A 12,018-nucleotide genomic window follows, 5' to 3' on the forward strand; every position below is an offset into this window, starting at 1 on the left:
AGCGAGCCTGCTCGCGAAGGCGTCAGCCCAGTCACTAATTCCTCTCACCACCGCATCCGAACCCCCAGACTCCCGATCAATCCATTCAAATCATTGTCATCCACGTCACTGCTGTAATCGGCACTGACGTACAGGCTGACTGTGGGCGAAACCCTGGCGACCAAGCCCAAACCCAATTCGACCGTAGATGAATTGCGGCTGCTGCTGATCTTGTCCACCTGGTCCAGCGTTAGGGTATTGCCGGTGTAGACCGTGTGCCACAAGTTGGTCCGCACATAGGGTTCGACCGGCAGGCCATTAATGGCGTAACTCCCTTTCAATCGCGCACCGACCCGGCCGCTCCAGGAGGACAGGTCGCTGGAGCTCGCGTTGTTGGCGCCGGCATACGGCGTGTCCAGGGTGATGCGCTGATTGATCAATTGCGCCTGGGGTTCGACTACCCAGTTCTCGCCCAGGCCGATGGGGAAGCCACCTTCCACCGAAACGGTCATCGCGCTGCCCTCGGCGGTTTGCCGCATGCCCTGGGCGTCACGGCTGTAACCGTTGACCCGGCCACCGCTGGCGGTCAAATCCACGTGCCAGCCTTGGGGCCCGGTCAGGCTCCAGTAGGCGCCGAGGCTCTGGCCTTGCAGGTTGAGGGTGTCATTGCCGGGGTCGACCATCGCGCGGCTGGTCATCAGGCCATCGCTATTGCCCTGGTATTGGCTGATGCCGCCGATCAGTCCGACCCGCTGCACATGACCGCTGCCGCTTTGCAGGGTCAGCAGGGCCGGACCTTTGAAATCATCCGAGCCGGGGATCGCAAACCCCGAGGACTGTACATCGGCTTGGGCCTGGCGTGACGCCTGCCCATAGAGTTGATCCCAGGCAGCCGGTGCGGCGTCTTCGGTGGTCAGGCGTGTACTTCGCAAGTCCGGGCTGAAGGTATAGCGGCCCGGGTAGGTGGCGGCGACATTGGGCAAGGTCAGTGTCGGAACCTCCTGGCGATACCAGGGGGCGGTGTCATCCTCGGCAGGGCCGGCCTGTACGTCCATCGACGAACAGAGCAGGAGTGTGCTCGAGACGGTGCAAAAAGTGATTTTGATCTCTTGTGGGGTGAATGAAGTTTTCATGGAGGTCTACCTTGCACACGCATGCCGTTCTCGCTTTTGGCGTCTCTCCTACCCCGAATGAGGGGCGACCGAATGGAGTGGGGCAAGCCTGTGGCCGCCCGTTTTAACGGGTGTCTGAAGGTTTGTCCCGGGTTGTATTTCCGGGGTAGTAACGTGTAGCTAAGAAGACCCGAGACCTTGCGTCAAGAAAATGGCCGATAAGTGGTAGGGCTATTTTAGCGATTACAAGTGTCTGTTTTCCGGCGTGTCCATAAGTGATTGTTTGTACAAAAAATCATCAGCAAACCGTCGAGACACGCGCTTTTGATAGTTGGCTAAACACCTACCAACTCATCCTGATACCCAGGTTGCCGACGACGCCACGCAGCTGATTGCTGTCAGTATTGCGGGTGTAATCGGCACTCGCGTACACGCTGACGGAGGAGGCGAGGCTCAGGATCACCCCCACACCGAGATCGGCGCTGGAGGATTTCTGCTGGCTCTCGATCCGGTCGACTTGATCGAACGTCACCGTGTCGGTCCCGGAAAAGGTCTGCCACAGATTGGCCCGCAGGTACGGTTCGAGCGGGCGGCCACTGAGTTCGTAGCGACCCTTGAGACGAGCGCCGAGGCGGCCGGTCCAGGCGCCGTCCGAGTCGAAGGACACCCGGGAGATGCCGTCGTCCTGGCTGTCCAGGGAGATTTTCTGGTGAATCACTTGCACTTGGGGCTCCACCACCCAGTTGCCGGCCAGCGCGAGCGGGTAGCCAGCCTCGGCCGAGAGCGTCAGGGCGTGGCCACGGTTGTCGAGCTTGAGGCCGCGTTCGGAACGGTTGTCGCCGTCGAACCGGGTGCCCATGATTACCGTATCGACGTACCAGCCCTTGGGGTCGGTCAACGTCCAGTACACACCGTAACTGTCGCCTTCCAGTTCGACGCTGCCGGCACGCTTGCCTTCAAAACCTTGGTTGAAACCATCGACATCGCCCTGCAAACGGGTGTGGCCGACAAAGAAGCCGATGCGCTTGGTTTGCCCGCCCGAGGTTTGCGAGCTGTACAGATCGTTGCCCACCTGAAAACCGTTCAGCGAGCCGTTGAGGCGTGGCGTCACCGTGCCGGCCCAGGTCTGGTCGAAGTTCTTGCCATAGACCCGTCCCCAACCGGCGCCAAGTGCCCCGGTTTCGGTGAGCAGACGCTGATCGCCTTGACGATCATGAAAGGTGCCGAGGGCGCTCAGGGTCAGTTGCGCGGCGGCGGGCGGCAACACTGACCAGGTCGGGACTTCCGGGCGGTACAAGGGGATCGGCGCCGCGCCCGGTATCGCGGCGGGCACTACCGGCAGCGGCGAACTGCCGACCGGTGCCGCCGGTACCGTGACCAGGATCGGTGGCAGCGCTGGGTCAGGGTTGGGAATGCTGATGACCGTCGGCGTCGCGGCGGCCGCAACCAGGATCGGAGGCAAAGTCGGGTCGGGGTTGGGAATGCTCACGATCGTTGGCGTCTCGGCTGCCACGGGTGTCGCCGCCAGCGGAACGATGATCGGTGGCAAGGCCGGATCGGGATTGGGAACGCTTATGACCGCTGGTGCGACCACCGCCGACCGCAGATACCAACTGTTCTCGCTGCCCACGGTCACGCCACCCTTGAACAGACGGTAATCGTAGGCGCCAGCGGATATCGGGCCGCTAAGGACAAACGCGCTGTTCTCGCTGACGGCCGTGCCTTGGGCCAACACCAACGGAATGCCGTTCTGTTGGGTCAGGCCGCCGAGGCCGCCGAGGTTACTGACACTGATCACAGTGCTGCCGGTCAAGGTGCCGTCATTGACCACCAGTTTGTCGCTGGGGGAATTGTCGACGCCGATCACGCTTTGCAACAGCAGTTGGCCGTTGTTGCCAGCGTAGTTGCCTTGCACCGTCAGGCTGTCGTCGGTGCGGCTGTTGCTGCGCGTGAGGTCAATCACACCGGCGTTGTTCAACGTCGCCAACTGGCTGGCGGCGAATGGCCGGATGCTGCCCTGGACGGAAGTCAGGGTGCTGCTGCCGTCGATGTTGAACACACCGGTGCCACTGGCGCTGTCGCCCAGCACCAGGTTGCCGGCGAGGTCGAGTTGCGATCCGTTGCTCAGGGTGACCGTTTCCCAGTTGATATAGCGCGCGGCGCTGGAGGTTGTGGTGTGGTCGAAGGTCAGCAGGTCGTTGCCGGGGCCGCCGTCGAGGCTCGGCGTGAAGGCGAGGGTGCTTTCGTCCAGATTGCTCAGGGTGGCGCGGTCATTGCCGTCGGCCATCAGGATCGCCGAGCGAATAATGCCGCCGCCATTCCAGATCAGGCTGTCGTCGCCGGTGCTGGCGCGGATTTCGCCGACGATCTCGCCGCCGGTCACGGTGATGCTGTCGTTGCCGCCGCTGACGCTGAGGTTGCCGCCGATGCGTCCGCCCGAGACGATGATGGTGTCGGTGCCGAAACCGGTGACCAGGTTGCCGAGGATCTGCCCGCCGGAAAGGTCGAAAATATTGTTGTCGAGCTTCATGTCGACCCGGCCGATGCTGCCGCCAGTCATCCTCGCCACGTCGCCGTCCTCGAACGCGCCGGTGATCGTGCCGCCAGTCATCAGGAACGTGTCGCGACCGTCGCCCTGGGCGAGGGACTGGATCGTCCCGCCGAGCATGGCGAAATCATCGATGCCATTGCCCTGGCTGACGGCGCCGGTGATCTGCCCGCCCGTGATGCGCAGGCTGTCGTTGCCGTTGCCCAGATCCAGTGCGCCGGCGAGGGTGCCGGAGTCCATCTGCACCGAGTCGATCCCGGCGCCGAACGTCACGTTGCCGTTGATGCGCCCGGTGCCGTTGGCGGGAAAGCTCAGGCTGTTGCTGCCGGACAAGTCGGTCAATGGGCCGCTGGTGCCGCTGTCGCAGATGAAGGAGTCATTGCCGGACGACGGCGTGAGCGTGCAACTGGCATAAGAGACCTGTGTGCCGCCCAGACATAAGCAGGCCGAAGCAATCCAGGCCCCGTACTTTGGTCGTTGTGTCGAAGAAATCATGCTTGTCTCCCCACAGTGCCGGCCAAAGTGCCTTTGGCTGCGCGGTGGTCCGATATGGACAGGCACAGCGTAGCAACCACCTTACAGCGTCGCTACTGTCAGACATGACAGGTGGAGGGGCAGCGTTGATCAATCAGGTCGTGGGGCTGATCACAGATGCACTTCAACCGCCAGCGGCAAATGATCCGACAGATGCGTCCAGGGCTTGTTACCAAGTATGCGGGGATTATGGCTGGTGGCATTGCGCAGGTAGATCCGGTCCAGGCGCAACAGGGGGAAGCGCGCCGGGTAGGTCTTCGCGGGGCGACCATGATGGCGTTCGAAGGCTTCGTGCAGATAATCGCGCCGGGCGAGGGCGGCATTGCCCTGCAACTGCCAGTCGTTGAAATCACCTGCGATGATCACCGGCGCATCGTCGGGCAGGGATTCGAGCAATTGACAGAGCAACTGCAACTGTAACTGGCGATGGCTTTCGAGCAGGCTCAGATGCACGCAAATCGCATGCACTTCGGCGTGCCCTGGCACGTCCAGCACACAGTGCAGCAAACCACGGCGCTCGGGGCCGGTGATCGAAACGTCGAGGTTGCGGAATTCACGGATCGGGTACTTCGACAGCAGCGCATTGCCATGGTGACCGTCGGGGTAGACCGCGTTGCGGCCGTAGGCGAAATCGCTCCACATGCTGTCGGCGAGGAATTCGTATTGCGACATCTGCGGCCATTCGTTGTAGCGAGAAGAGTGCCGCTCGTGTTCACCGACCACTTCCTGCAGAAACACCAGGTCCGCCGAGGTACTGCGTACCGCCTCGCGCAACTCCGGCAGGATGAAACGCCGGTTGAGCGCGGTAAAGCCTTTGTGGGTATTGACCGTCAGCACTCGCAGTCGATGAATCGCTGTGGGGGTGTTCAGTGGCATGGTCTTGAGCGAATCGCTGGTCACGTTGGCTCCTCTAAATCAGGGCTGCTCAAGTAATGCGACTGATGCGGGGGCGGGCAGTTCAGCCCGATTGCCGGGATAACCTCGATAAGGTGTGTATCCACAAAACCTGTGTCCACGACATATCAAGTGTGGGAGCGAGCCTGCTCGCGAATGCGGCTGTTCAGTCACCATCAATATTGACTGGCATATTGCATTCGCGAGCAGGCTCGCTCCCACAGGGGTACATCGTTGTTTGGAGAATAGCGCTCTCAGACAAACACGATTTCATATGGCAATCGAATTCGCTCCAGCAGCGCCCTGGGCAGTAGCGGGGCGATGCCGATGGCGGGTTCGCCGTCGAGTTGGCTGGCGTAGGCATGGGTGGCGTGGCTTTTGCGGGCGATGGTCCAGGTGTCCAGACGGACCTTGCGCGCCCGGTGCCATGGGATCTGCCCTTGCTCGCGCATCGGCCAGTGCCAGGCCCAGACCGGGATTTCGTGGTACGCCACACCGACAATCGCCGCGGCCCTGGCGGCAGCCCGGCCGACCGCATCATGGTCATCGATGCCGTCTTCACTCCAGGTGCTGAACACCACGTCCCCCGGTCGCAGGTAGCGCGCGATGTAGTGGCTCAGTTGTTGTTCGCGTTCAGCCAAGGCGTTGTCAGTGAAGCCGCCACGAATCCATTTCAGGCTGTGCATCGGTAATCCGAGACGGCGCAAGGCTTCGACACTTTCCTGGGGGCGGAACACGCTCAGGCGTTTCTCCGACCACTGCTGCGAGCCGGGGTGGCTGGCGCTGCCGTCGGTAATCGAGATCAATTGCAAGGGGTGGCCGAGGGTGGACAACAGCTGCAGCAAACCGCCGCACATCACCACTTCATCGCCGGGATGGGGGGCGATCAGCACGGCGCGTGCGCCTTCGGGAACCAGGGTCTGGGTGTTGATCACCGGGATGTTGTCGAGTTGTGGCGCGTTGTTCCAGATCTGTGAAGGCAGGGTACTTTCGTTGAGGTAAACCGGTTTCATGGGTTACGTCCTTGTTGTGTCTCGCCCTCAGTCATGCGTTGCTTGATTTCAAGCCTGGCAGACCCGTGAAGGCTGGTTGATAGCAATGTGCCGCGCTCCGAACCCTGGATTGCAGCGAACAAGAGTATTGCTCATACAACGGTATTCGTCGCCTCACTGTTGCATCTGATCCGGTTTTTTTTACTCGACTTGCACCATGTTCCGCAAAAAATCGCCGAAGCCACCCCGGGCCCGGCTGTCCAGGCGCGCACTGGTAAGCACCTGTGGCTGATGGCTCCAGGCGATATTCGCGCCACAGAGTTCGAGCTGCCGCACCAGTTGCACATCCTCATCGCAGGCCAGCGGCTCGAAGCCGCCAGCACGTTGATAAGCCTCGGCGCTGATGCCCAGATTGGCGCCGTGGATATGCCGGTGACCGTCCCGTGCCTGGTAATGCTGGTGATAGCGAATCTGTGCAGGCTCGTCGAAATCGGCGTGCCATTGATCGACTGTGACCGTGCCGCACACCGCATCGGCACCCAAGGCCAATTGCGCCACCAGCCAGTCCTTTGAAACCAGGCTGTCGGCATCCGAGCAGGAAATCCAGCGCGCGCCCTGTTCCAGCAGATAACGCGCCCCGGCGGCCCGGGCTTCCCCGACATTGCGGGCTTCGATCTCCAGGCTGTGCACCGGGTATTGCGCGACGATCTGCGCCGAGCGGTCGGTGCAACTGTCGAGCACCACCAGCACCATCACCGGTTCGCCCTCCAGCTGTTGATGGCAACCGGCGCGCAGGGCTGCGCGGATGCAGGGTTCGAGCAAGTCTTCTTCGTTGTGCGCCGGGATCAGGATTCCAATCATCGCAAGCCCTCCAGAGCCGCCACGGAGCGGGGTTCTCGGCTCCAGAGTTCCAACAGAAAATCCGCTTCCTGATGCAGGACCAGACGCGGCAAGTGCAAGTGTTCGTGGAGCAGGTCATGGACCTGGCGGGCGTTCAGCGGGCAGCCGTCGATGGGCGGGCGCCAGTGGCAGGCGAGCAGTTGGCCGTCGGCAGTCAGTGATTGTTCGGCCAGGACGATCAGGCGTTTGAGGTCGTCGGCGTCCAGGTAGTAGCCGATCTCGCTGATCACAATCAGGTCGAATTTCTCTTCAGGCCACTCGCCCGGCAAACGGCTTTGGCGGACTTCGGCGTGGTCGAACAGGCTCAGGCGGGTGCGGGCCAGTGCGACGGCGGCGGCTGCGGTGTCGCAGCACAGCAGACGGTCGCAGCGGCTGGCCAGTTCAGCGCTCAATTCACCGTTGGCACAGCCCGGTTCGAAGATCGCGCGGTAATGCGGCCGGGGCAGGGCTGCGAGGGTGATCGCGCGTTTGCGCTGTTCGTACCAGCGCTGACGAAACGCCCAAGGGTCGTCGTTGCCCGAGAACAGTCCGTCGAAATAACGATCCTCGACACTCATAGAAACACCACTTCAAACGGTTGCAGCAACCGATCCAGCACATAGGGCGCCAGTACGGGCGGCAGGCCGACTTGCGGATCACCTTCCAGTTGACTGGCGAAAGCATGGATAGCGTGGCGCTTGCGGGCGACCAGGTGCGGGTCGAGCAGAATCTTGCGTGCGCGATCCCAGGGTACAAAGCTATCTTCCGGGGTTGCCCAGTGCCAGGTCCACACAGGCAGCTCATGCAACGTCGCGCCGACCCGATTGGCCGCGTCGGCACTGGCACGCCCCACGGCTTCGTGGTCGCAATGGCCGTCCTCGCGCCAGGTGGTGAAGACCACGTCGTCGGGCCGCAAGTGACGTTCGATGAACGCGCTCAACTCGGCTTCCCGCGCGGCCACCTGGCTGTCGGCAAACCCGCCACGCAACCATTTCAGGCTGTGCAGTGGCAAGCCGAGCCGGCGCAGGGCTTCGGCGGATTCCTGCGGCCGCACGGCGCTCAAGCGCTCTACGGGCCAGCGCCGGGAGCCAGGATGACTGGCGCTGCCATCGGTGACCGAGATCAGCTGCAACGCCCGGTCAGCGTCGGCGAGCAGTTGCAGAAAGCCGCCGCAGCCGAGCACTTCGTCATCTGGGTGTGGGGCGATGATCACGGCGCGCGAGCCTTCGGGCACCAGCTCCAGAATGTCGATCACCGGCAATTGCGCCAGTTGTTGGGAGGTTTGCCACAGATGCAGCGGCGTGCCTTGGCCGACGATGGGGTTGGCTTTCATAGCGTCCACCCTCCGCTGACCACCTGTTCGCCGAGGGCGGCGAGGTCCCGTTCGGCGTGGCTTTGGCGCAGGAACACCGGCAAATCAGCGATCAATCGGGCGAACTGTCGATCCTTGCAATAAGGCCCGGCACCGAGGGCATGGCCGACGTGCTGGATGACGAGTTCGGCGCTGTGCTCGACCACTGCACGAGCGCGCCGGGCGAGTAATTCGGCGTCTTCCAGCGGTGTGGTGTCGATGGTCAAAGCACTGACCCGCAACACTTGCGCCGCTGCGTGCAAGGCACTGTCCACCGCGCCGAGATGGGCCAGGGCATGCGGTTCGGGTCGTTGCGCGCAGTGACGGCGCAAGCGCTCGGCAATGCTCTGCGCCGCGCCGTACCAGCATGCGGCAATCCCGATCCCGCCTTGCCAGAAACCTGGCCGCTGCAAATAGTCGCCGGGGTTGCCGATGGCTTGGGCTTCCGCACCTTCGAACAACACTTCAACGCTACCGGTGGCGCCCATGCCCACGGCGTGCCAGCCGTCAGCGGTGACGTTCACCCCCGGCTGATCCAGCGCGACCGCGACCAATTGCTGGCGGTCCTGATCATCCCAAGCCGTGAGCAAGGCATGGCTGAGTACCGCCGCGCCGGAGCACCAGGCCTTGCGTCCATTGAGCAACACCATGTGCCCGGAAGGGCTGACCCGAACCTTGGCTTGCGGCGGTTCGGCGGCCCACATGCCCCAGGTGCTGGCGGGAGTCGGCGAGCCACCGAGTTGCTGGATGATCGCCAGCGCGTCGGTGTGCCCTTCGTATAATTTGCACAACCCGAGGTCGTGGCCACCGACCTCGGCCAGGCGCTGGAAGCGTTCCAGCGTCTCGCCACTGCCGGGCAGCGGAAGCTGGTCGAGACCAGCCTCCACCAACGCCCGCAGGCAACGGCCTAGCGCCTGTGTATCGGCGTAGTCCGTGGGTTGCTGTTGCAGAAACGTCTGAAGGTCCATTTCACTCTTCTTCCTCATGCTGCAATTCGAACAGCAGCAGCGATCGGCCGGTGACCGAATATTCGTGACCGAACTCGAAGCGTTCCTGACCGCGAATCGACGGCTGGTTGGTGTCGATCATGCAGGTCCAGTGACCGCCGTCCGGGACTTCCGGCAAGGTGAAATTGACGATGTCGTGGTGCGCGTTGACCACCAGCAGCAACGTCGCATCGCCACCCTTGCGGCGGATCCCGGTTTCCTGGGCGCGACCGTCAAGCAGCATGCCCAGGCAACGACCGTGGGCTTCCTGCCATTGTTCGGTACTCATCTCGCTGCCATCCGGGGCCAGCCAGGTGACATCCTTGACGCCGATATCCTCGTTGTAATTGCCGACCAGGAAGCGTCCGCGTCGCAGGATCGGATAGGCCAGACGCAACTTGATCAGGCGTTTGACGAACTTGAGCAGCGCCTTGCCGTCTTCGCTCAGATCCCAATTGACCCAGCCGATGTCGCTGTCCTGGCAGTAGGCGTTGTTGTTGCCGTCCTGGGTCCGGGCGAACTCGTCACCGGCGACCAGCATCGGCGTGCCTTGGGACAGCAGCAGCGTGGCGAAGAAATTGCGCATCTGGCGCTGACGCAGTTCGTTGATCTCGGGATCATCGGTCGGGCCTTCGACGCCATGGTTCCAGGACAGGTTGTTGTTGCTGCCGTCCTGATTGTTTTCGTCGTTGGCTTCGTTGTGCTTGTCGTTGTACGACACCAGGTCGTTGAGGGTGAAACCGTCGTGGGCGGTGATGAAGTTCACCGAGGCATACGGCCGCCGTCCACGCTGGTTGAACATCTCGCCGGACGCGGTCATACGGCTGGCAAAATCCGCCAGTTGGTTGTCATCGCCTTTCCAGAAGGCGCGCACGGTGTCGCGGAACTTGTCGTTCCACTCGACCCAGCCCGGCGGGAAGCCACCGACCTGATAACCACCGGGGCCGCAATCCCACGGCTCGGCGATCATTTTTACCTGGCGCAACACCGGGTCTTGGCGGCAAGCAACGAGGAAGCTGTGGCGCTCGTCGAAACCGTCGTGGTAGCGCCCGAGAATGGTCGCGAGGTCGAAGCGGAAACCGTCCACGTGCATTTCCGTGGCCCAGTAGCGCAACGAGTCGGTGACCATTTGCAGCACGCACGGGTGACTCAAATCCAGGGTGTTGCCGGTGCCGGAATCGTTGATGTAGTAGCGTTTGTCATCGGGCATCAAGCGGTAGTACGAGGCGTTGTCGATACCGCGCATCGACAGGGTCGGACCTTGTTCGTTGCCCTCGGCGGTGTGGTTGTAGACCACGTCGAGGATCACTTCCAGATTGGCTTCGTGCAGGTGCGCGACCATCTCCTTGAACTCGGCGATCTTGCCGCTGGCCAGGTAGCGCGGGTCCGGGGCGAAGAAGGCGATGCTGTTGTAGCCCCAGTAATTGGTCATGCCTTTGTGCAGCAGATGCTGGTCGTTGACGAAGGCGTGGATCGGCAGCAATTCCACGGACGACACGCCGAGCTTGCGGATGTGTTCGAGTACGTCGTCGACCATCAACCCGCCGAACGTGCCACGCAGATTCTCGGGGACGGAAGGGTGACGCATGCTGATGCCGCGCACATGAGTCTCATAAATGATCGTCTTGTCCCACGGCACGCTGACCCGATGGTCATTGCCCCAGGTGTGCGCCGGGTCGATGACTTTGCATTTCGGCACGAATGGCGCGCTGTCGCGCTCATCGAAACTGAGGTCGGCGTCTGGGTGGCCGATGGTGTAGCCGAACAGCGCTTCGGACCATTTCAACTCGCCAACCAATTGTTTGGCGTACGGGTCGATCAGCAGTTTGTTGTGGTTGAAGCGATGGCCGTTGGCCGGGTCGTAGGCACCGTAGACACGGTAGCCGTAGATCAGCCCCGGATGGGCGTCGGGCAGGTAGCCGTGGTAGATCTCATCGGTGTATTCCGGGAGCTCGATACGTTCCAGTTCGACTTCGCCGGCGTCGTCAAAGATGCACAGTTCAACCTTGGTGGCGTTGGCGGAAAACAGTGCGAAGTTAACCCCCAAACCATCCCAGGTCGCGCCCAACGGGAAGGGCAAGCCTTCACGAATTCGCGAGGCCTCGGCTTGAGGTTCTGGCGCGGCTTTTTTTGGATTGGTCATAAATGCTCCTGCAAATGGGGTACGAGTACGGTGATGTCAGTCGGTCTGGTGCAGACCCTGTGGGAGCGAGCCTGCTCGCGAAAGCGGTGTGTCAGCACCATCAATACCGGCTGACAGGTCGCTTTCGCGAGCAGGCTCGCTCCCACAGGGATTGCAGTGTTTCAGTTCGCGAAGCTCTTTATTCCGGGCGAGTGCGCCCACAGTGGCGAGCGAACTCGCCACGAGATCAATCAGGAAAAGGCGTGAAGCGTTAAACCGTTGGCGGTTTTTTCGCGGCGCGTGGTTTTTTCTCGGGAGCCTTTTCACCCGGCGGGGTTACTTTGGCGGCCGCAGCAGGTTTGGCCTTGGCTTTCGACGCCGCAGCCTTGCCATCGGACTGACCGTTGAGTTTGCTGTCAGCCTTGGCGGCAGCCGGTTTGGCCGCAGCAGCCTTGCTGCCAGCAGCTTTCGGCGATTTCTTCGGCGCCAGGGCTTCGGCTTCGGCCAGCTTGCGCGCCATCTCCCAGTGGCGCTCTTCCTGGCCTTCGGGTTTCCCTTCCGACTCCCAGATTTGATAGGCAAATTCGCGAACGCGTTTATCTTCGGTACTCATCGCAATGC

General features: G+C 62.0%; 10 protein-coding genes. All 10 read right to left on the reverse strand.

Annotated elements, in window-relative coordinates:
* Positions 1-44: 44 nt before the first annotated feature.
* The 10 genes from LOY68_RS15175 to LOY68_RS15220 all read right to left on the reverse strand — a co-directional run bounded on the left by LOY68_RS15175 (position 45) and on the right by LOY68_RS15220 (position 12,010).
* Positions 45-1,112, reverse strand: a complete 1,068-nt coding sequence (locus tag LOY68_RS15175) for an autotransporter outer membrane beta-barrel domain-containing protein (protein ID WP_265045594.1) — start codon at positions 1,110-1,112, stop codon at positions 45-47.
* Positions 1,113-1,434: 322 nt separating this feature from the next.
* Positions 1,435-4,134, reverse strand: coding sequence for an autotransporter outer membrane beta-barrel domain-containing protein (locus LOY68_RS15180; RefSeq protein WP_265045595.1), 2,700 nt, complete (start codon positions 4,132-4,134; stop codon positions 1,435-1,437).
* A 150-nt stretch (positions 4,135-4,284) separates the two neighbouring features.
* On the reverse strand, positions 4,285-5,049 hold the full coding sequence (locus tag LOY68_RS15185) for an endonuclease/exonuclease/phosphatase family protein (RefSeq protein ID WP_265045789.1): 765 nt from the start codon (positions 5,047-5,049) through the stop codon (positions 4,285-4,287).
* 272 nt (positions 5,050-5,321) lie between these two features.
* Complete coding sequence (locus LOY68_RS15190) at positions 5,322-6,080, reverse strand: PIG-L deacetylase family protein (RefSeq protein ID WP_265045596.1); 759 nt, start codon at positions 6,078-6,080, stop codon at positions 5,322-5,324.
* A gap of 180 nt (positions 6,081-6,260) precedes the next feature.
* Entirely contained in the window at positions 6,261-6,920 is a 660-nt protein-coding gene (locus tag LOY68_RS15195) for a glycosyltransferase (protein WP_163909957.1), read from the reverse strand.
* Positions 6,917-7,516: a nodulation S family protein gene (locus LOY68_RS15200; protein WP_265045597.1), complete on the reverse strand. Its 600-nt coding sequence runs from the start codon at positions 7,514-7,516 to the stop codon at positions 6,917-6,919. Before LOY68_RS15200 ends, LOY68_RS15195 begins: the two co-directional genes overlap by 4 nt.
* Positions 7,513-8,271, reverse strand: a complete 759-nt coding sequence (locus LOY68_RS15205; RefSeq protein WP_265045598.1) for a PIG-L deacetylase family protein — start codon at positions 8,269-8,271, stop codon at positions 7,513-7,515. Before LOY68_RS15205 ends, LOY68_RS15200 begins: the two co-directional genes overlap by 4 nt.
* On the reverse strand, positions 8,268-9,257 hold the full coding sequence (locus LOY68_RS15210; protein ID WP_265045599.1) for an acyl-CoA dehydrogenase family protein: 990 nt from the start codon (positions 9,255-9,257) through the stop codon (positions 8,268-8,270). The genes LOY68_RS15205 and LOY68_RS15210 overlap by 4 nt, the downstream gene beginning before the upstream one ends.
* Position 9,258: 1 nt before the next feature.
* A complete protein-coding gene (glgX, locus tag LOY68_RS15215) occupies positions 9,259-11,418 on the reverse strand; it encodes a glycogen debranching protein GlgX (protein ID WP_054046436.1) in 2,160 nt (719 codons plus the stop codon).
* A 250-nt stretch (positions 11,419-11,668) separates the two neighbouring features.
* Positions 11,669-12,010, reverse strand: a complete 342-nt coding sequence (locus tag LOY68_RS15220; RefSeq protein ID WP_265045600.1) for a DUF2934 domain-containing protein — start codon at positions 12,008-12,010, stop codon at positions 11,669-11,671.
* Positions 12,011-12,018 lie beyond the last annotated feature (8 nt).

The organism is Pseudomonas sp. B21-053, assembly GCF_026016365.1.
Lineage (GTDB): Bacteria > Pseudomonadota > Gammaproteobacteria > Pseudomonadales > Pseudomonadaceae > Aquipseudomonas > Aquipseudomonas nunensis.